Genomic DNA, 18,954 nt, shown 5'->3' with positions numbered 1-18,954 from the left:
GGCACGTCATATTCCGTCGCCCAGCTTTTCGAGGTGAATTCCTCGCGCAGGTCGTAGGCGCGCGCCTTGAAGGCTTCGAGGCCCACGGCGCGGTCGCGATAATATTCAAAGCGGATCGTATCGAAATTGTACCGCCCGCGATTGACCGGCAGTTCGGCTGCCCAATAATCCTTGCGCCGGTTGTAGCTGACAAACGTGCCCTGCCGGAACTCGCCCACCTGATAGGGGCCGGAGCCGAGCGGCGGGTCGAGGCTTTCTTTCAGGAAGTCGTTCGCGGTGTAGAACGCCTTTGAGAAGATCGGCAACTGCGCCACCGTCAGCGGCAGATCGCGCAGGTTTTCGCCCTTGAAGGTATAGCGCACCGTCTGCGGGTCGACCGCCGTCGCGCTCACCACATCGCGCAGCAACATCTGATAGCGCGGATGCCCGTCCTTCTTGAGCTTGTCGAGCGTGAAGACCACGTCTTCGGCGGTGAGCGCGCTGCCGTCGCTGAACCGCGCCTCGGGGCGAAGGTAGAACGTCGCCGACAGCTTGTCGTCCGCCACTTCGGCTGCATGCGCGACGAGGCCATACACAGCGTCCGGCTCGTCCATCGCGCGCGCCATCAGCGAGTCGAACAGGAGGCTGACGCCTTCCGCCGCATCGCCGCGCAGGATATAAGCGTTGAAGTGGTTGAACGTGTTTATGGAACTCGTCGGCATCGTCGCGAGCCGTCCGCCCTTCGGGGCGTCCGGGTTCACATAATCGAAGTGCTTGAAATCGGCGGGGTATTTCAGCGTGCCGAAGGAGGAAAGGCCGTGCGTGCGTTCTGCCGCAAAGGCACCTCCCGCGAGGACGAGCATGGCCATCGAAAAGAATGCGGCGACGAATGCGCTTCCGCGCCATGCCTTCGGCAGTCCAGCGGCCTCGTAAGTCCTCATTTCAACCCGTTCTTTGCGGCGAGTTCAGCGTCGAACCACCAGACATCCGGGAAGCCGACCGTGAGCTTCGGCAGCGGATCGGGCGACCCGAACTTGTTCCAGTAAGCGATGCGGGACGTCGCCGAGTGCCATTGCGGCACGACGAACGCGCTCCATAGCAGAACGCGGTCGAGCGCGCGGCAGGCCGTGACGAGCGCATCGCGGTTCGGCGCGAAGATGATCTTGTCGACGAGCGTGTCGACGGCAGGGCTCTTGATGCCGATCACATTGCGGCTGCCGGTCTGGTCGGCGGCGGCCGAACTCCAGAATTCGCGCTGCTCGTTACCCGGCGATTCCGACTGCGCGAAGACGCCCACGATGATGTCGAAATCGAACGTGTCTTCGCGGCGCTTCATCTCGGTGGAGTCCACCATGCGCACATTAGCATCAATGCCGAGCCGCCGCAGGTTTTCGACGTAAGGCAGGATGATGCGCTGGAACGCCTCGGATTCGATGAGGAATTCGACCGTGAAGGGCTGGCCCTGCGCGTTCACCAGCTTGTTGTTGACGACGTTGTAACCCGCCTCCTTGAGAAGGCGCGCAGCCTGACGCAAGTTGGTTCGGAAGTCGGTCGGATCCTTGTTCACCGGGCTCTTGAATACCTCAGTGAACACTTCCGGCGGGATCTTGTCGCGCAGAGGTTCGAGAAGCTCCAGCTCGGCGGGCGAAGGCAACCCCGTGGCGGCCAGTTCCTGCCCCTCGAAGAAGCTGTTCGTGCGCGTGTATTGCCCGAAGAACAGGTTCTGGTTCGTCCACTCGAAGTCGAAAGCGAGGTTGAAGGCGCGGCGGACGCGTATGTCCTCGAATTTCGGGCGACGGATATTGAACACGAAGCCCTGCATCGGTTTCGGTGTCTCAAGCTTCACCTCGCGCTTGACCACCTTGCCATCGCGCAATGCCGGGAAATCATAGGCCGTGGCCCAGGCCTTTGCGCTCGATTCGGTTCGGAAGTCATACTGACCCGCCTTGAACGCCTCCATCGACACGTTCAGATCGCCGTAATACTGGAATTCGAGCGTGTCGAAATTGTTCTCGCCCGCGCGCACGGGGAGATCGCGGCCCCAATAGGCGGGCACGCGCTCGAAGGCGATCCACTCGCCTGGCCGCGTCGCCTTGACCTTGTACGGGCCGGAGCCGAGCGGCGGTTCGAGCGAGGTCTTGGAGATGTCGCGCGCCCTGCCGCTTTCGTCGCGGCCTTCCCACCAGTGCTTCGGATACACCACGAGTTCGCCCACGATGAAGGGCAGTTCGCGATTGCCGGAGACATCGAAGGTGAATGTCACCTCATGATCGCCGGTCTTCTCGCCCTTGACGACATTCTTGTAATACTGCGCGAGCAATGGCTGCCACGGCGCGCCGGTCTCGGGATCCCTGCCCTTGGCGACGTCCATGCTGAAGATCACGTCTTCAGGGGTGATGGCGACGCCGTCGTGCCAGCGCGCGCCTTCGCGCAGCTTGAACGTGACGGACGAGCGATCCTCAGGGAAACTGACCCACTCGCACAGGAGGCAATATTGCGTTGAGCCCTCCTCGCGCGACGTAGCCATGAGCGCTTCGAAAACGAGGTCCGCGCCGCGCGCCACGCCCGGCGCGATATTGCCGCGAAAGACCGCCGGATTGAGATTGTCATAGGGCGCGGCTGAGGAAAGGCGCACCGTGCCGCCCTTGGGCGCGTTCGGGTTCACCCCGTCGAAGTGCTTGAAATCCGCCGGATATTTCGGCTCGCGCACGAGCGAAAGCGCATGGTGTTTTTCCGGCTCGGCGAACGCGGGCGCAGCGAGGCAAAGTCCGATCAGCGCGGCGAAGAACAAATGCACCAAATGAGGCATGAGGCTTGCGACCTTCTTTTCACATTTTTCGAAGGTAGCACGCAGCATGCCCTCTTCCACTTAAAGATCCTTCATGCGGGGCGAGGACTTGCAAAGTCTGTGGACGGACGCGGCGTGGCAGGGTCGAGGCATGAAAAAGCCCCGAGGCGCAAGCGCTCCGGGGCTCTGGAAGATAAGGGCGAGGAGCAAGCGCAGGCTCTACTTCTCGACGAACGCCTTTTCGAGCACGAAGTCGCCCGGCTCGCCGTGGTTGCCTTCGTCCCAGCCGAGGCCGAGAAGCAGCGCCTTGATGTCGGCCAGCATCGCCGGGCTGCCGCACATCATGACGCGGTCGTCCTCGCGGCTGAGCGGGGGCAACCCGATGTCGCTGTAAAGCTTGCCGGAGGTCATGAGGTCGGTGATTCGCCCCGTGTTGCGATAGGGTTCGCGCGTGACCGTGGGATAATAGACGAGTTTGTCGCGCACGATCTCGCCGAGGAACTCGTCGCGCGGCAGCTCGCTCGTGAGCCACTCATTATAGGCGAGGTCGTTCACCTGACGCACGCCGTGAACGAGAACGACCTTCTCATACGCCTCATAGGTTTCCGGGTCGCGGATGATGCTGAGGAAGGGCGCGAGGCCCGTGCCGGTGCTGAGCAGATACAGGTGTTTGCCGGGCTTCAGATTGTCGATGACGAGCGTGCCGGTCGGCTTCTTGCCGACCAGAATCTGATCGCCTTCCTTGATATGCTGAAGGCGCGAGGTGAGCGGGCCGTTCTGGACCTTGATGCTGAAGAATTCGAGCGTGTCGTCGTAGTTCGCGCACGCCATGCTGTAGGCGCGCAGCAGCGGCTTGCCGTCGACCTTGAGGCCGATCATCGTGAATTCGCCGTTGCGGAAGCGAAACGTCTGATCGCGCGTCGTCCGGAAGGTGAAAAGATCGCCGTTCCAATGTTTGACGGCCAAGACTTTCTCTTCGTAGAACGCGCCCATTTGCAGAACTTTCCCTGTGGAGGTGATGTCGGTGTCGTTGATTGAGCCATATTACATGGCTGTCAATTCCATGCCGCGCCGCAAATAGCATGGCAGCTATGCGGAGACAATATGGCGGCAAGAATTTATCGCTGCGACGAATGCCGCTCGCTGGAATTAGTCTGCATTTAACATGACGAGGTGATTGGGCAAAAGGTTTTCCTTTGTTGCATCCGGAGGGAAATGGGTTGCAAGATGCCCCCCGATCTCGTGAACCGCTTCCTTCAGAGCCGCCGCCGGCTCGCCCCTTCCGATTCTGTCCGTAAGCCGGTCGACGATTTTTTTCCACTCGGCATCGGGCACTTTCTCGTGAATGCCGGCGTCGACGAGAATTTCCGCGCGGCGCTCCGCGACCGAAAGGAAGAGCAGCACGCCGGTATGTCCGGCTGTGGTGTAGATATCCTGCGCGACGAATTGCTGCGCCGCGCGCTGATGCACGCGCTGGCGGCGAACGCTCCCCGGCACCAGCGCATAACGGAGCGGCGGATAATGCAGGAGCAATGCGAGAGCCGCGAAAACGCCGAGCTGAATGATGTAGATCGTCTGCACCGGCATCCAGGTCCAATGGATGAGCGGCCACGGCACGACAAGCGCGACAAGCGCGGCCCACATATACGGCACATAATAATAATCGGCGCTCGCCCGCGCGATCACCACGACGATTTCGCCCGAGGTGCGCGCTTCTTCCTCCGCGATGGCTGTTTCGATGGCTTTTTTATCCGCGTGCGAAATCATGAGTTGTGCCTCCCTACCAGTCGCCGGATGCGCCGCCGCCGCCGAAATCGCCGCCACCGCCGCCCGACCAGCCGCCTCCTCCGCCGCGCCGTCCTCCGCCCCAGTCACCGGGGAAGACGATCGGGCCGCCATAGCCGCTGCGGCGGTTGAAGGGCCCGGAGGTCGAAAGCGGCCGGTTTCCCTGCTGCGATTGCGCCCAGGCGATGAAGATGAAAATCGCGAGGAGGATGAAAAACGCGACCAGAGCCTCGGTCTCGTCCGCGTCGCGCCGCTCGGTCGGGCGCTTGGCCACGCGCTCCTTTACGGCCTCGGCGTCGCCCAGCATGACGTCGCGGATGTCGGTCACGCCCGCCTTGATGCCGCCCGCGAAGTCGCCCCGCTTGAAGCGCGGCAGGATGGTGTTGCGGATGATCTGCGCCGAAAGCAGGTCGGTGAGCTGCGGTTCGAGCCCGCGCCCGACCTCGATGCGCACCTTCCGCTCGTTCGGCGCGACGATGAGCAGCACGCCGTTGTTCGTGCCCTTCTGGCCGATGCCCCACGCGCGGCCGAGCTGATAGCCGTAATCCTCGATTGGATAGCCTTGCAGCGACGGCGTGGTGACGACGACGAGCTGGTCGCTCGACTTCGCCTCAAGCGCCGCGAGTTCGGCGCCGAGCGCGGCCTTGTCGGCGGGGCTGAGGAGGTGCGCATTATCGACCACGCGGCCGGTGAGCGGCGGGAAGGCCGGCGCAGCGCGGGCGGGCCCGAGTGCGGTGGCGATGAGCGCAAGCAGCACGAGCGCCGCAACGATCCGCGCCAGCCCCCCTGCATCGGCCAGCGTCAAACAGGCAGCGATCGGACGCGCGGGCGCTGATCGACAATACAAATCGACGGCGTCGCGCCGCGCTCCATACACGGCGAGACGCTGCGGAAGCGACGCCCCGGCGGCGGCGCGGGGCCGCTCCGGGACGCCATGTTCACCCCGCCGCGCGATGCTCATGATGACCCGCTACGGCTTCGGCTTGTTCGTTCCGAAATCGACCTTCGGCGTTTGCGTCTCTTCGACCGGCACCTCGAACGTCGCCATGTCCTTCGCGTTGGAATAGAGCACCGCCTTCCAGATGCGGCCGGGGAACGTGTTCAGCTCGGTATTATAAAGCCGGACGGCCTGAATGTAATCGCGCCGCGCGATGGCGATGCGGTTCTCGGTCCCCTCGATCTGATTTTGCAGCGCGAGGAAGTTCTGGTTCGATTTGAGATCGGGGTAATTCTCGACCGTCGCGAGCAGGCGTCCTAGCGCCCCCGTAAGCTGCGCCTGTGCCGCCTGGAAGTTTTTCAGCGCCTCGGGATTGGTCAGCACGTCCGGCGGCAGGTTGATCTGCGCCTGCGTGGCCTTGGCGCGCGCCTCGACAACGTCCGTCAGCACGGATTTCTCTTGCGCGGCGAAGCCCTTCACGGTCTCGACGAGGTTCGGGATCAGGTCGGCGCGGCGTTTGTACTGGTTCTGCACCTCGGACCACGCGGCCTTCGCCTGCTGCTCGTATGACGGAATGGTGTTGATGCCGCAGCCCGACAGCACGAGCGCGACGGCGATCAGCGCGGCTGCTGGCGCGAGCCGGAATATCGAACGGTTAAGCATCGGCTTCCCCTGAAAAACTGTCTCGAAGCAAGAGCTACGTAGTGCAGTCAAGGGTACGCTTCAATTCGGAAGAACCCGTTTCCGTCAGATGGCGTCGCAACTTGATCGGCAAAACGGTGTCTGGCTTAAGAAATAAAGCCGTATCCACGCATCAGGTTGAATAAAGCTGAGCGCATCGGCCGGACTTTGCCCCGAAGCGTCGAAGTACCGTTTTGCGGGCGTGGCGTCGCTGCGAACCGAAAGCCACGAAGCGCTCCGGCTTTCGCAGGAGCGCTTCGCAAACCGCGGGGACGGTTCTTCGCCGAGAGCGTTGACTACTTCAGCGGAGCGACGGAGGCGCCGAACAGGTCCGCCTTGTAGGAGAGCACGAGACGAGCCGTCTGCACCGAGGTGTCGATGGTCGCACCAATCCCGTCTTCTTTATCGCCCAACAGGATGGCGCTGTTTTCACCGAACTCCGTGAAACGATACTCACCCTTCAGATACCAGTTGCCGGAAAGGCGCGCTTCGAGACCGCCGCCGACCGTCCAGCCGCCGAAGGTTCCGTCCACCGAGCCGAACCCGGGAAGGCTGAGTTCGAAGGTCGATTCGGTATAGCCGCCAAGCACGTAAGCCAGCGTGCCCGGATTGATGAGATAGCCGAGGCGGCCGCCAGCGGTCCAGGAATCGGTCTGCTTGGCCTCAACAGTCAAATCGTTGAAACGAAGGCTGCTGCTGACATTGTCGCCGAAGTCATAATTGAAGAACACGCCCGCGACGATGTTGCCGAACTGGCGATCGTAACCGACTTCGACAGTGCCGATCACGCCCGTGCCGCTGATGCCGTTCAGCTCGCCGATGGTGTATTTGTCACCGGAATCATACTCGGTCGCAGAGAGATCGTGGTTCACCGCTTCGCCGCCGACGCCGAGACCGATGTAAAAGCCGGTCCAGGTGGGTTCCGCAACGAGAACCGGAGCGTCCTTGTAGCCGCCCTTCGCATAGAGGTCGCCGGCGAGCGCAGAGCCGGTCATCGCGAAAATCGCAGCCGCCGACGCAGCCGCCACAAAAGTCTTTTTCATTTTAGGAATGATCCCCCAAAAGTTGCAACGCGAACGCAACGCCTACGGGAAAGCCGGACCCAAAAAGCATGGTCGGACCTGAAAACAACGACCTATTCCTAGAGCAGATTCGAGCGCATTACACGCAATTTCAATTATAGGTTGCACAACCTGAGGCAATGTTGCGGGGGTGCAACAGCCTATGGCGGCGGGGAGCGAAAAAAAGCCCCGCTTTCGCGGGGCAATCGCCGATCCGTCCCCCCGAAAAACCAAAGCGCTCCGGCTTTCGCAGGAGCGCTTCGCTGACCTGATGGGGGACGGTCAGTGCGCTGAGAGCGGTGACTACTTCAGCGGAACGGGAAGTTCGCCGCCGAAGAGGTCCGCCTTGTAGGAGAGGACGAGGCGAGCCGTCTGCACCGAGGTGTCGACCTTAAGCTTGTAGCCTGAATTCTCGCATTCTTCGAACTTGTAGCTGTTCGTGTCGAATTCGGTGTAGCGATATTCGCCCTTCAGGAACCAGTTGCCGCCGAGCCGGGTCTGGAGACCGCCGCCAATCGTCCAGCCGCTGTAGTCCACATCTTTAGAGAACCCAAATTCAGAAACGCCGAGTTCGAAGGTCGATTCGGTGTAGCCGCCAAGCACGTAGGCGAGCGTGCTCGGATTCACGAGATAACCGAGACGGCCGCCAACAGTCCACGAGTCTGTCTGCTTGAAGCTGGCGTTGATCGGACCGAGATGGGCGTCCGTGCTGACGTCATCGCCGAAGTCGTAGTTGAAGAACACGCCGCCGACGAAGTTGCCGTACTGACGATCGTAGCCGACTTCGACCGTGCCGATAACGCCCGTGGCGCTGATACCATCAAGGCCGGCGAGCGACTGGCTATTGCTTCCGTAATATTCAGAGAAATCGAGGTCGTGGTTTACCGCTTCGGCGCCGACGCCGAGGCCAACATGGAAGCCGGTCCAGGTGGGTTCAGCAACGACGACGGGAGCGTCCTTGTAGCCGCCCTTGGCATAGAGATCGCCAGCGATTGCCGAACCGCCCATGGCGAAGAGAGCCGCAACCGAAGCGGTCGCGATGAATGTCTTCTTCATTTGTTTGTAGTCCCCTAAAATTGCCCAGAAACTCGACGCAGCACCAACGCGTGCGAGAAAGCCTCGATAGGATTTCTCAAGTTCTTGCATCGCCCGACACTGTAGAGCTAGCATCGATTCGAGCGCGTGTATCTGGTCGACAATAGACTTATTTGAAGTTGGGCGAGCCCTGTATCCGGCATGCCACAGATTTACTATCTTTGGTTGCAGTAATGCTGAATAATACACGCACTGATTGTCGCTGTTACTCGAACAGGTGCAAATAACGTGTGGCGGGATAGTTGCGGGCAACGCTAACCCAAGGAAAACTCGAACTATATTCGAATACGCGAATAGATCGTCGCCTCAGGCTTGGCTCTTGCGCATTGGGAGCGGGATAGCGGCGCTGCCAAAAGCTTGTGAGAGCAGGACGCGCAATGCCTGATTGCGGTGCGCGCCGGGGATCGATCCTCCCACGCTCAAACGCACCCTATTCGACTGCGTTTTTGATAAACCAAGGTAACGCGCCGATAACAAAGCCGAAGCATCGATAGCGCATTCGGAACGCGATCGCCGCCCGCTACCTAAAATTGTCGATTAGACCTTCACCTTGATACTTTGGAAAAAGTTTAAGCTCTGAAGCGTATACCCGGTTTTGTGGGTACTGGTTTTGCGTAAGCTTGGGCACGGCCATGAACGTTATCGAAAGACCGCCGGAAGCCGGTGATATCCGCGCCGTTCTCGGCGTCCGGAGAAGGCGGCGTTCTTTCCGGTGGCTCTGGCTGCTGCTGGCAGCCCTCGCCTTGGGCGGCGGTTATTACGCCTATGCGCACAGGAACGGGACGAGCGGCCCCCTCTATGTCACGGAACCCGCCGTGAAGGGCGATCTCACCGTGACCGTCACCGCCACCGGCACCGTGTATCCCACCAATCAGGTGGATGTTTCCAGCGAGCTTTCGGGCATCATCCGCAAGGTGCTCGTCGATCACAACGACACGGTGAAAGCCGGGCAGGTCGTGGCGGAACTCGATACGGTTACTCTGAATGCGATGGTCGAGCGCAGCAAGGCGGCGCTCGCCGCCGCGAAGGCGCGCGTCATTCAGGCCGAGGCGACCGCGCTCGAACGCTCGAAGAACTTCGACCGGCAGAAGGCGCTGAACGCATCGCGCTACACCTCCGACACCACGCTCGACTTCGCCCGCGCCGATCTTGGCCGCGCCGCCGCGACCGTCGACAGCGCGAAGGCCGACGTTCGTGTCGCGGAAGCCGAACTGAAGCAGAACGAAACAGCGCTTTCCAAGACCAAGCTTTATTCGCCCGTGGACGGCGTCGTGCTGAAGCGCAGCGTGGAGCCTGGGCAGACCGTGGCGGCGAGCTTCCAGCCGCCCGTGCTTTTCGTCATCGCGGAAAATCTGAAGCGCGTGGAATTGCGCGTGGATATCGACGAGGCCGATGTCGGCAAGGTACGCGTCGGCCAGAAGGCGACATTCACGGTGGAAGCCTATCCGGGGCGGCGCTTTCCGGCGCGGATCGAACAGGTTCGCTTCGCATCGGACACGACCAATCACGTCGTCACCTACAAGGCGATCCTGCGCGCGGATAATCCCGACCTGGTGCTCAGACCTGGCATGACGGCCACGGCGGATATCGTCGTGGACGAGGCGAAAGACGCGGTTCTCATACCGAATGCGGCGCTGCGGTTCGCTCCGCCTCCGCCGCCAAGGAAGGAACGCGGCGGATTCTCGCTGTTCAAGATGCCCCGCATGCAGCCGTCGACGCCTGTAACCGATACGAGCACGAACGAACGACGCGTCCATGTGCTGAAGGATGGCAAGCCGGTCGCGCTCCGGATCCGGGTCGGGCCGAGCGACAAGTCCGTGACGCAGGTCAAGGCGGGGCTCGAAGCGGGCGAAGCCGTCATCACCGATCTTGAGGGCGGCACGAACTAGAGGTCTGGTTCCGACATTGGCATCCGTTTGCAGCAGGCTTGCGAGCAAATGTCGGACTCGCAGCAACCGGGCCTCAAATGTCAAATTCGCTCCACTAGGCCAAACCCGAGGCCTCTGGATCAAACCTCGACGGAGACGACCGCATGCCCGGCGAGCTTGTTCTACCCACACTGGCGGCGCGGCCCTGGCACCTCGCACCGGCCGGCCCCGCAAAAGAGGGCACGGTGGAAACGCTGGCCGAGTTCAGGCAGGTGTCCAAGATCTATGGCAGCGGCGAGGCGGCGGTGCGCGCGCTCGACCGCATGGACCTTTCCATCGCGCGCGGCGAGTTTGTCGCGATCATGGGACCGTCTGGCTCGGGCAAGTCCACCGCGATGAACATTCTCGCCTGCCTCGATACGCCGACGAGCGGCGAATATCTGTTCAAGGGCATCGATGTCGGGGCGCTCGACCGAGTGCAGCGCGCATTGCTTCGCCGCCATTATCTCGGCTTCGTCTTCCAGGGCTTCAACCTTCTGGCGCGCACGAGCGCCATCGAAAACGTGGAAATGCCGCTCATCTATCGGGGCATGCGCCGTTCCGAGCGGCGCGAGCGCGCGCGGTCGGCGCTTGCGCTCGTCGGCCTTTCCGGGCGGGAGAAGCATACGCCCTCCGAGCTTTCCGGTGGGCAGCAGCAACGCGTCGCCATAGCCCGCGCGCTCGTCTCCGAACCGTCGGTTCTGCTTGCCGACGAACCGACCGGCAATCTCGACAGCGCGCGCAGTCGCGAAATCATGGACCTTCTGACCGCGCTCAACCGCGATGCCGGCTTGACGGTCATCCTTGTCACGCACGAGCCGGAGATGGCAGTTTACGCATCGCGCATCCTTCATGTGGAGGACGGGCGCGTGAGCCGCATCGAGGAAAGGGCGACCGCGCCGTGATCTGGGAAACGATCAAGCTCGCGTTGCAGGCGATCCGGCGCAATCTGATGCGCTCGTTCCTGACGACGCTCGGCGTGGTGATCGGCGTCGCGGCGGTCATCACCATGGTGACGCTCGGTCAGGGCTCGACGCACAAGATCACGCAGGACATCGCCAAGCTCGGCACGAACCTGCTGGTGCTGCGCCCGGGGCAGGCGGTCGGGCCAGGCGGCGTGCAGGACGTGGCGCGTCAGCTCGAAATAGCCGATGCGGACGCGATCCGCCGCGAGATTGCGGGCACCCGCGCCGTCGCTCCCGCCGCGACGCGGGCCGCGACCGCGATCGCCAACGGCAAGAACTGGAGTACGAACGTCACCGGGGCGGAGACGACCTACCTCACCGCCCGCGAATGGCCCGTCGCCGAAGGCCGCGCCTTCAACGACGGTGAGCTGCGCGCGGGCCGCTCCGTCTGCCTCATCGGCAAGACCATACAGCGCGAGGTGTTCGGCGGAGGCGACGTCATCGGCCAGTCGATGCGCGTCGGCAAGATAAGCTGCGAGATCGTCGGCGTTCTCGCCGAGAAAGGTGAATCCGCCTTCGGACAGGATCAGGACGACCTTGTCGTGATCCCGCTTCGGACATTTCACCGCCGCGTCGCGGGCAATACGGATGTGGGCTATATCTACATCGCGGTAGACAGCCAGCATTCGACCGCCAAGACCCTCAAGGCCGTGGAGCTTCTCATGCGCGAGCGTCGCCGCATCGGGGCCGCCGATCAGGACGATTTCTTCGTGCGTGACATGAAGGAAATCACCGCCACGCTCACGGGCACCTACATGGTGTTGACCGGGCTTCTATCCGCCGTCGCCGCGATCAGCCTCCTTGTCGGCGGCATCGGCATCATGAACATCATGCTCGTGTCGGTGACGGAGCGCACGCGCGAGATCGGCACCCGGCTTGCCATCGGAGCGCTCGCCGGGCAGGTGCTGACGCAGTTCCTCATCGAGGCCGTGGTGTTGTCGCTGTTCGGCGGCCTGATCGGCGTCGGGCTCGGGCTCGGTCTGTCGTGGCTGCTCGCGAGCGCGATCAAGGTGCCGATGGCCATCGACCTTTCCGTGATCGCTCTGGCATTCGGCTTTTCGGCTGCGGTGGGGGTGATTTTCGGCTATTTTCCAGCACGCAAGGCGGCGCGGCTCGATCCCATCGAAGCGCTTCGCCACGAGTAGCGGCGGATTTCGGTACGGCGTGGCGACCTTGAGCGGCTTTCCCGTGTTCGGCTAGTCATGGTTAACACATTATAAAAGAGAGGCTTGGATGCACCGGCTCCCTCTTGCAGCGGGATTGGCGATTGCGGCGGCGTTGCTGGCGATCGCCCCTTCATCGGCGAAGATCAGATGCGTCGACGAAGCGCAGGTGGTTAACGGGCAGTTGGCGGTGACACCGTGGTGCGAGGACGAGAACCTCGCCAAGGTCGCGCAAGCCTACGGCGCGCGGGTGACCGGTGCTGCAATCCGCGACAATCCGAACCTCAAGGCACAGATTTGCCGCTTCGTCGGCGCCGATATCCGCGTGAAGGACACCTGCGCCGGCTATATCGACTTCGACCGGCGGCGCTGAAGCGCGTCCGCAAAGTGTGAAGCAGTTCTGCCGACGGCACGCACGACGAGACGAAGCACGCAAAAGCGATGCCTGGAGCCGCGCGCTTCAGCTCTCCAGTTCCAGCACCATGCCGTCGACCGAAGGCTCGACATGGGCGGGAAGCCGCGAGGCGAGATCGTCGTAGTCGAGGTCGATGTGCAGATGCGTCAGCAGTGCGCGCCTGGGCTTCATCTCGGCGATGAACGTCAGCGCCTTTTCCAGTGTGAGATGGCTGGGATGAGGCGTGTAGCGCAGCGTGTTGAGAATCCACACGTCGAGATCGCGAAGGATGGGCCGCGACTCGGGCGGCAGGTCGTTCAGGTCGCAGGAATAGGCGAGGCCGCCGACGCGAAAGCCGAGCGAGTCGATGTCGCCGTGGATCTGACGGAAAGGTTGAAAGACGATCGGGCCGCCGGGACCGTCGATGGTGACCGGAGCATGATTTTCGATCACGTGACCTTCGACAATGGCGGGGTAGCTCGAACCGGACGGCGTCTCGAAGCAGTAGTCGAAGCGCTGGCGCAAGAGGGCTATCGTGCGCGCATCGCCCCAAAGGTCGATGCGGCGGCGCTGGAGATAGGACAGCATGCGCAGATCGTCGATGCCATGCGTATGGTCGGCGTGATCGTGCGTATAGACGACGCCATCGAGTTGCTTCACGTCTGCATCGAGAAGCTGCACGCGCATGTCGGGTGACGTGTCTATCAGCGCGACGGTGCGCCCGTTCTCGCCGATGCGCTCCACGAGAAGGGAACTGCGCCGCCGCCGGTTCTTCGGGTTCGCCGGATTGCACGCACCCCAGTCATTGCCGACGCGCGGCACCCCGGTGGAGGAGCCGCATCCGAGGATGGTGAAGCGAAGCGTCATGATGCGCCACCTCCCGCCGCGGCTTTTGCTTTCGCGAAAAGCCGGAAAAAATTGTCGGTGGTCGCCGCCGCAAGCTCCGCTTCGCTTACGCCCTTGGCTTCCGCCAGCACCCTGGCCGTGAACCTCACGAAGGACGGCTCATTCGTCTTGCCGCGATAGGGCGGCGGGGCGAGGTAGGGTGAGTCCGTTTCGACAAGCAGGCGGTCGAGCGGCACGGTCGCCGCCAGCTCCCGCAATTCGCCGGATTTCGGGAAGGTGAGGATGCCCGAGAACGAGATGTAGAGGCCGAGTTCCAGCGCTGCTTCCGCGAGCGAGCGGTTGCTCGTGTAGCAGTGCAGCAGCGCCTTGAACGGCCCTTTCGCCATTTCTTCGGCGAGGATCGCTGCCGTGTCTTCCTCTGCGTCGCGGGTGTGGATCACGAGCGGCAGACCCGTCTGCCGCGCCGCCGTGATGTGCTTGCGGAAGACGGTTTGCTGATCCTCGCGCGCGCTCTTGTCGTAAAAATAGTCGAGGCCCGCCTCGCCGATGGCGACAACACGCGGATGGCGCGTAAACGCCACGATGTCGGGCAGCGGGATGTTGCGTTCCTCGCTGGCGTAATGGGGATGCGTGCCCACTGAGCACGTCACTTCGGGATAGCGCTCGGCAATCGGCAGGACGGAGGACGGAAATTTCCGCACGCGCGTCGAGATGGTGACCATATGGCCGACGCCCGCCTCCCTGGCGCGCGCGACAACCTCATCCCGCTGAGGTTCGAATTCCGGAAAGTCGAGATGGCAATGACTATCGACAAGCATGTCCCAGACCAGTCTCCTGCCGCTGCGGATCGCGCCGGGCGCGGCCAACGCATGCCTCGAATGAGAGCGGCAGGAGCGCCGGTCTCAAGGATCAGCTTGCGGCTGCGGCCTTCGCCGCTTCTTCCTCAACATAGCGCGGGAAGACGCCTTGTGGAGTGGCGATTTTCGTCCCAGCCTTCAGCGGACGCGCGAGCGCGTCGAAGCTGCGATCTTCGGCCGCGACGCCGAGCTGGTCGAGAAGCTTCGCCGCTGACGCCGGAATGTAGGGTTGCGCGAGGATAGCCACGCGCCGCACGATTTCCGCCGTCGTCCAAAGCACGGTGCCCATGCGCGCGGGGTTCGTTTTCTTCAACGCCCACGGTTCCTGCACGGCGAAATATTTGTTCGTGTCGGCGACCACTTTCCAGATTGCGTCCAGCGCCTTGTGCGGCGCCTGCTGGTCTATGAACTCGCGGTTTGCATCGAGTAGAGCGGCGGACGCGGTAAGGATCGGCTCATCGTCGGCCGCAGGGTCGCTCGGTTCCGGGATGGCGCCCGCGCAATTCTTCGCGATCATCGACAGCGAGCGCTGCGCGAGATTGCCGAGGTCGTTCGCGAGGTCGGCGTTGATGCGGTTCACCATCTGCTCGTGCGTGATGTTGCCGTCCTGGCCGAACGGCACTTCGCGCAGGAAGTAATAGCGCACCTGATCCACGCCGTAAGTGTCGACCAGATCCTTCGGCGCGACGACGTTGCCGACCGACTTCGACATCTTCTCCCCGCGATTGTACAGGAAGCCGTGGCCGAAAACGCGCTCGGGCAAAGGCAGTTTCGCAGACATCAGGAACGCGGGCCAGTAGACCGCGTGAAAGCGCGTGATGTCCTTGCCGATGACGTGCACCTGCGCGGGCCATCGCTCCTTCCAGGTCTTCGAGCGGATTTTCGGAAAGCCCGCGCCGGTAATGTAGTTCGTGAGCGCGTCCACCCAGACGTAGATGATGTGGCCCGGCGCGTCCGGCACCGGGATGCCCCAGTCGAGCGTCGTGCGCGAAATCGACAGATCTTGCAGACCGCCCTTGACGAAGCTGACCACCTCGTTGCGGCGCTCCGGCGGCATGATGAAGCCGGGGTTTTCCTCGTAGAACTTCAGCAGCTTCTTCTCGTACTTCGACAGCCGGAAGAAATAGGTCTGCTCCTCGGTCCACTCGACGGGGGTGCCCTGCGGCCCGAGGCGGACGCCGTTTCCGCCGAGCACCGTCTCGCTCTCGGCATAGAACGCCTCGTCGCGCACCGAGTACCAGCCCTGATAGCCGGAAAGATAGATATCGCCCGCCTTCTCCATGCGGCGCCAGATCTCGGCCACCGCCTCGTAATGGCGCGGCTCGGTCGTGCGGATGAAATCGTCGTGGGAGACGTCGAGCAGGGCGAGCATCTCCTCGAATTTCGGCGTGTTGCGGTCGGCAAGCTCGGTCGGCGTGATGCCTTCCTTCGCCGCCGTCTGCTTCATCTTGAGGCCATGCTCGTCCACGCCGGTGAGGAAGAACACGGAGTGCCCGTCGAGCCGCTTGAAGCGCGCCATCGCGTCCGTCGCCACCGCCTCATAGGCGTGGCCGATGTGGGGCTCGCCGTTCGGATAGGAAATGGCAGTGGTTATCGTGTAATGCGGTTTTTGTTGTTCTGTCATGGCGCAATGGTCGGGATGGCGGGGAAAGGTACGTTAGACTGGCGGAAGCTCACGCCTTTCTGGCAATACGTTCCATATCGGAAAATGCAGCCAACAGAAAGGCTCCTTTATCGAGATTGAGCACGTCGGTCTCGATTCGACGCTCGCGGAAGCCCTGCCACGCGACGGCCCACAGCGCGGCTTGCGTTGTATTGCCCCTTCCGCCTTGCGCCGCGCTTTTCGCGCGCGCCTCGATGCGCTCCTCGATCAGGTCGCAAAGCCTCTCGAACTTGTCGGCGTTCTTTGCGCCGCTCGCCGACTGGATGAGATCGTGGACGGCGGCGTGGTCGAGCCGGGGAAGCCTATCGATCACGCGCTCAAGCTTGTCCGCCAGCGTGAGGAGGCCGCCGCCGATGAGATCGAGCGCGCGCCCCACCGAACCGCTCGAAAGCGCGTGAAGCCGCTGCATCTGCTCGGCTTCGGGGATGTCCAGGCGGGCACGGGCGCAGGCAGATTCGACCGCGTTCGCGAACGGCTCCGCGTGGAGCGGATGCAGCGTGAGCGTGATGCAGCGCGAGCGGATGGTCGGCAACACGGCGGCGGCGCCGTGGCTGACGAGGAAGAACACCGTGCGGGGCGGCGGCTCCTCGACCGCCTTCAGGAGCGCGTTCGCCGAGGCGATGGTGAGGTCGTTCGCCGGATCGACGATCATGGCGCGCCAGCCGCCGGGACTGGTGAGGCCGAGGAACGCGCGCAACTTTCGCACCTCGTCCACGCCGATGGTGGAAGCGCCGGAAACCTCCAGCGCGAACAGCGAGGAATGGGCGCCCGCCGCGATCTGGCGCGCGGCCGGATGGGTCGATGGCGCGTCGAGGGTGGTTGCGGGGGTGAGGTTCGCCGCTGCGTTTTCGCCGTGACGGCTCAGAAGGAACCGCGCGGCGCGCCAGGCGAAGGTCGCCTTGCCGATGCCGCGTTCACCCGTGACGAGCCACGCATGATGCAGAGCGCCCGCGTTGTACGAGCGCAGAAACATCGCTTCCGCTTCTTCGTGGCCGAAGAGACCGTCGGTAAGCCGCGGGTGGAGCGGATCGCCCGCCGCTTCGGCTTCGTTTTCGCTCCCCTTGCGCCTTGCCATGGTGCCTCCAGAAACGTATCGGCGGAAGCGCGCGGGCGCGCTCGGTGCATTGTCCTCAGAAGCGGTCCTTGCGCCGCCGCAATTCCTCGAACACGGACTCGTCGGACACGTCCGGGCCGATGCCGAGCGATTTACGGATTTCAGGACTGAACGGCCGCAGGAACGGGTTCGTCTCAAGCTCCTTGGCAAGCGTGACCGGCAGCGTGGGTTTGCCGTCGGCCCGGAGCCGGTCGACCTCTTCCTTGCGCTTGTGCAGCGCGATGTTCTCCGGCTCCACCGAAAGCGCGAATTTGATGTTCGACTGCGTGTATTCATGGCCGACATAGAGGAGCGTGCGCTCCGGCAGCCGCATCAGCTTTTCGAGCGAGTGCCACATGTCGGAGTAACGACCATCGTTCACGCGGCCGCATCCGACCGAAAAAAGGGTGTCGCCGACGAACGCCAGCCCGCTTTTCTGGCCTGCGATCTCGGCCTGAATGGCGTCGGGGACGAAGTAGGCGACATGACCCGGAGTGTGGCCCGGCGTTTCGATCACCTCCACCTCGAACCGCCCGAAGGGCACGCGATCGTCCTGATGCACCTCGACATCGAGAACGGGGATTTCGGCGGCTTCCCGCGCGGGGGCGTAGACGGTGCAGTTCGTGTCCCGCTTCAGGGCTTGAAGTCCCTGGATATGATCCCAATGATGATGCGTGACGAGAATATGCGTCAGCGTCCAGCCCGCGTTTTCAAGTTCCGTGCGAACGGCGTCATCGTCGGGCGCATCGATGGAAGCGGTGACCCCCGTAACCGGATCGTGGATCAGAACGCCGTAATTGTCGCTTAGACAGGGGAACAGTCGAACTTCTAGATGGGACATTGCTGCACCTGATCACAAATATGGGTCACCCCAGACTTAAGATAAACCACCCGCGCGTTAAACCCGGTTAGACGAAATGCTGGTTCGTTTTTATGTATGATGATGTCTCGCACCTCAGGGATTTTTACGCTTCGCCACTCGGGCAACTCGCGCGCCGCATCATCACGCACCGCGTGCGTGCGCGGTGGGATAATTTAAGCGGGCTGGATGTCGTGGGGCTTGGCTACGCGGCTCCTTATCTTCGCGCGTTTGACGGGGAGGCGAGAACCACGGCCGCGCTGATGCCTTATCGGCAGGGCGCCGTGCAATGGCCGAGCGAAGGCCCTTTCCGCGCGGCCCTCGTCTCCGAAACCGCGCTGCCGATGCGAGACAAGTCCGTGGATTGCATGCTCGTCGTGCATGGCCTCGAACATGTGGACGCCCGTCACGATTACCTGCGCGAAATCTGGCGCGTGCTGATGCCTCGCGGCCGGCTGATCCTCGTCGCACCGAACCGCCGCGGCGCGTGGGCACGCTTCGAATCCACGCCATTCGGGCATGGGCGGCCCTACAGTCTCCGGCAGATCGAAGACCTGCTGCGAGATGCGCTGTTCGAGCCCGTGGGCGTGACGCCGTGCTTGTTCGCGCCGCCCTTTCGCGCCCGCCATCTGCCGTTTGCCGCAACCGCGTGGGAGCGTGTCGGCGCCAGGCTTTGGCCCGCTTTCGCGGGGGTGCTGATCGTGGAAGCGGTCAAGATGGCTTATGCCGAGGTGCGCGTTTCGGTGAAGAAGCGCGCCTTTGCGTCGATGCCGGCGTTGAACGGCCTGAGCCCTGCTCATCGTCGCCCCGGCGACGGGCGTAAGCCTCGCTCGCCCGCATTCCGCGCCGATTCAACCGGCGATTGATCCGTCTTCGGAAGC

Annotated in this window: 18 protein-coding genes; 5 read left to right on the top strand and 13 right to left on the bottom strand. The window is 62.8% G+C overall.

What is annotated here, in order from left to right; translation table 11 throughout:
• The 8 genes from QM659_RS13750 to QM659_RS13715 all read right to left on the bottom strand — a co-directional run.
• Nucleotides 1-920 (bottom strand): ABC transporter substrate-binding protein (locus QM659_RS13750; protein ID WP_415188843.1); only part of this gene is annotated, 920 nt, incomplete at its 3' end.
• The gene (locus tag QM659_RS13745; RefSeq protein WP_415188842.1) at nucleotides 917-2,788 is read right to left on the bottom strand and encodes an extracellular solute-binding protein; all 1,872 of its coding nucleotides are present in this window, start codon (nucleotides 2,786-2,788) and stop codon (nucleotides 917-919) included. The genes QM659_RS13745 and QM659_RS13750, both read right to left, overlap by 4 nt.
• 198 nt (nucleotides 2,789-2,986) lie before the next feature.
• On the bottom strand, nucleotides 2,987-3,760 hold the full coding sequence (locus QM659_RS13740; protein ID WP_303484591.1) for a ferredoxin--NADP reductase: 774 nt from the start codon (nucleotides 3,758-3,760) through the stop codon (nucleotides 2,987-2,989).
• A gap of 156 nt (nucleotides 3,761-3,916) precedes the next feature.
• On the bottom strand, nucleotides 3,917-4,534 hold the full coding sequence (locus QM659_RS13735; protein WP_303484589.1) for a TPM domain-containing protein: 618 nt from the start codon (nucleotides 4,532-4,534) through the stop codon (nucleotides 3,917-3,919).
• Between the two features lie 13 nt (nucleotides 4,535-4,547).
• Complete coding sequence (locus QM659_RS13730) at nucleotides 4,548-5,513, bottom strand: TPM domain-containing protein (protein WP_415188841.1); 966 nt, start codon at nucleotides 5,511-5,513, stop codon at nucleotides 4,548-4,550.
• Nucleotides 5,514-5,522: 9 nt separating this feature from the next.
• Nucleotides 5,523-6,152 (bottom strand): LemA family protein, encoded by a 630-nt coding sequence (locus QM659_RS13725; protein WP_127077932.1) that lies wholly within the window; start codon nucleotides 6,150-6,152, stop codon nucleotides 5,523-5,525.
• A gap of 314 nt (nucleotides 6,153-6,466) precedes the next feature.
• A complete protein-coding gene (locus QM659_RS13720) occupies nucleotides 6,467-7,213 on the bottom strand; it encodes an outer membrane protein (RefSeq protein WP_415188840.1) in 747 nt (248 codons plus the stop codon).
• Nucleotides 7,214-7,534: 321 nt separating this feature from the next.
• Entirely contained in the window at nucleotides 7,535-8,287 is a 753-nt protein-coding gene (locus tag QM659_RS13715; protein ID WP_415188839.1) for an outer membrane protein, read from the bottom strand.
• 671 nt (nucleotides 8,288-8,958) lie between these two features.
• Here QM659_RS13715 and QM659_RS13710 point away from each other — a divergent pair.
• The 4 genes from QM659_RS13710 (at nucleotide 8,959) to QM659_RS13695 (ending at nucleotide 12,734) form a co-directional block, all read left to right on the top strand.
• Nucleotides 8,959-10,215, top strand: coding sequence for an efflux RND transporter periplasmic adaptor subunit (locus tag QM659_RS13710; protein ID WP_415188838.1), 1,257 nt, complete (start codon nucleotides 8,959-8,961; stop codon nucleotides 10,213-10,215).
• A 143-nt stretch (nucleotides 10,216-10,358) separates the two neighbouring features.
• The gene (locus QM659_RS13705) at nucleotides 10,359-11,138 is read left to right on the top strand and encodes an ABC transporter ATP-binding protein (RefSeq protein ID WP_415188837.1); all 780 of its coding nucleotides are present in this window, start codon (nucleotides 10,359-10,361) and stop codon (nucleotides 11,136-11,138) included.
• Nucleotides 11,135-12,343, top strand: coding sequence for an ABC transporter permease (locus QM659_RS13700; protein WP_415188836.1), 1,209 nt, complete (start codon nucleotides 11,135-11,137; stop codon nucleotides 12,341-12,343). The genes QM659_RS13705 and QM659_RS13700 overlap by 4 nt, the downstream gene beginning before the upstream one ends.
• A gap of 115 nt (nucleotides 12,344-12,458) precedes the next feature.
• The gene (locus QM659_RS13695; protein ID WP_415188835.1) at nucleotides 12,459-12,734 is read left to right on the top strand and encodes a hypothetical protein; all 276 of its coding nucleotides are present in this window, start codon (nucleotides 12,459-12,461) and stop codon (nucleotides 12,732-12,734) included.
• Between the two features lie 87 nt (nucleotides 12,735-12,821).
• Here QM659_RS13695 and QM659_RS13690 read toward each other — a convergent pair whose 3' ends face one another.
• The 5 genes from QM659_RS13690 to gloB form a co-directional block, all read right to left on the bottom strand.
• Entirely contained in the window at nucleotides 12,822-13,622 is an 801-nt protein-coding gene (locus QM659_RS13690) for an MBL fold metallo-hydrolase (protein ID WP_127077944.1), read from the bottom strand.
• Nucleotides 13,619-14,419: a TatD family hydrolase gene (locus tag QM659_RS13685; RefSeq protein WP_415188844.1), complete on the bottom strand. Its 801-nt coding sequence runs from the start codon at nucleotides 14,417-14,419 to the stop codon at nucleotides 13,619-13,621. Before QM659_RS13685 ends, QM659_RS13690 begins: the two co-directional genes overlap by 4 nt.
• Nucleotides 14,420-14,510: 91 nt before the next feature.
• Nucleotides 14,511-16,082: a methionine--tRNA ligase gene (metG, locus tag QM659_RS13680; RefSeq protein WP_415188834.1), complete on the bottom strand. Its 1,572-nt coding sequence runs from the start codon at nucleotides 16,080-16,082 to the stop codon at nucleotides 14,511-14,513.
• 49 nt (nucleotides 16,083-16,131) lie between these two features.
• On the bottom strand, nucleotides 16,132-17,196 hold the full coding sequence (locus QM659_RS13675; RefSeq protein ID WP_415188833.1) for a DNA polymerase III subunit delta': 1,065 nt from the start codon (nucleotides 17,194-17,196) through the stop codon (nucleotides 16,132-16,134).
• A 55-nt stretch (nucleotides 17,197-17,251) separates the two neighbouring features.
• On the bottom strand, nucleotides 17,252-18,055 hold the full coding sequence (gene gloB / locus QM659_RS13670; protein WP_415188832.1) for a hydroxyacylglutathione hydrolase: 804 nt from the start codon (nucleotides 18,053-18,055) through the stop codon (nucleotides 17,252-17,254).
• 92 nt (nucleotides 18,056-18,147) lie between these two features.
• Between gloB and QM659_RS13665 the strand changes: the two genes are divergently transcribed.
• Nucleotides 18,148-18,939, top strand: a complete 792-nt coding sequence (locus QM659_RS13665) for a methyltransferase domain-containing protein (protein ID WP_303484566.1) — start codon at nucleotides 18,148-18,150, stop codon at nucleotides 18,937-18,939.
• The last annotated feature ends 15 nt before the right edge of the window (nucleotides 18,940-18,954 follow it).

This window comes from Rhodomicrobium sp. (assembly GCF_047605405.1).
In the GTDB taxonomy this organism is placed as follows: Bacteria; Pseudomonadota; Alphaproteobacteria; order Rhizobiales; family Rhodomicrobiaceae; genus Rhodomicrobium; species Rhodomicrobium lacus.
Note: the sequence above shows the minus strand (reverse complement) of the source record. Positions and strands in the feature narration are given on the sequence as shown.

Excerpts from the sequence above, each read along its gene's own strand:
- QM659_RS13725 (WP_127077932.1), bottom strand. The coding sequence starts at position 6,152 with ATGCTTAACCGTTCGATATTCCGGCTCGCGCCAGCAGCCGCGCTGATC.
- QM659_RS13685 (WP_415188844.1), bottom strand. The coding sequence starts at position 14,419 with ATGCTTGTCGATAGTCATTGCCATCTCGACTTTCCGGAATTCGAACCT.
- QM659_RS13690 (WP_127077944.1), bottom strand. The coding sequence starts at position 13,622 with ATGACGCTTCGCTTCACCATCCTCGGATGCGGCTCCTCCACCGGGGTG.
- QM659_RS13705 (WP_415188837.1), top strand. The coding sequence starts at position 10,359 with ATGCCCGGCGAGCTTGTTCTACCCACACTGGCGGCGCGGCCCTGGCAC.
- metG (WP_415188834.1), bottom strand. The coding sequence starts at position 16,082 with ATGACAGAACAACAAAAACCGCATTACACGATAACCACTGCCATTTCC.
- QM659_RS13710 (WP_415188838.1), top strand. The coding sequence starts at position 8,959 with ATGAACGTTATCGAAAGACCGCCGGAAGCCGGTGATATCCGCGCCGTT.
- gloB (WP_415188832.1), bottom strand. The coding sequence starts at position 18,055 with ATGTCCCATCTAGAAGTTCGACTGTTCCCCTGTCTAAGCGACAATTAC.
- QM659_RS13715 (WP_415188839.1), bottom strand. The coding sequence starts at position 8,287 with ATGAAGAAGACATTCATCGCGACCGCTTCGGTTGCGGCTCTCTTCGCC.
- QM659_RS13730 (WP_415188841.1), bottom strand. The coding sequence starts at position 5,513 with ATGAGCATCGCGCGGCGGGGTGAACATGGCGTCCCGGAGCGGCCCCGC.
- QM659_RS13740 (WP_303484591.1), bottom strand. The coding sequence starts at position 3,760 with ATGGGCGCGTTCTACGAAGAGAAAGTCTTGGCCGTCAAACATTGGAAC.
- QM659_RS13675 (WP_415188833.1), bottom strand. The coding sequence starts at position 17,196 with ATGGCAAGGCGCAAGGGGAGCGAAAACGAAGCCGAAGCGGCGGGCGAT.
- QM659_RS13735 (WP_303484589.1), bottom strand. The coding sequence starts at position 4,534 with ATGATTTCGCACGCGGATAAAAAAGCCATCGAAACAGCCATCGCGGAG.
- QM659_RS13720 (WP_415188840.1), bottom strand. The coding sequence starts at position 7,213 with ATGAAAAAGACTTTTGTGGCGGCTGCGTCGGCGGCTGCGATTTTCGCG.
- QM659_RS13745 (WP_415188842.1), bottom strand. The coding sequence starts at position 2,788 with ATGCCTCATTTGGTGCATTTGTTCTTCGCCGCGCTGATCGGACTTTGC.
- QM659_RS13665 (WP_303484566.1), top strand. The coding sequence starts at position 18,148 with ATGTATGATGATGTCTCGCACCTCAGGGATTTTTACGCTTCGCCACTC.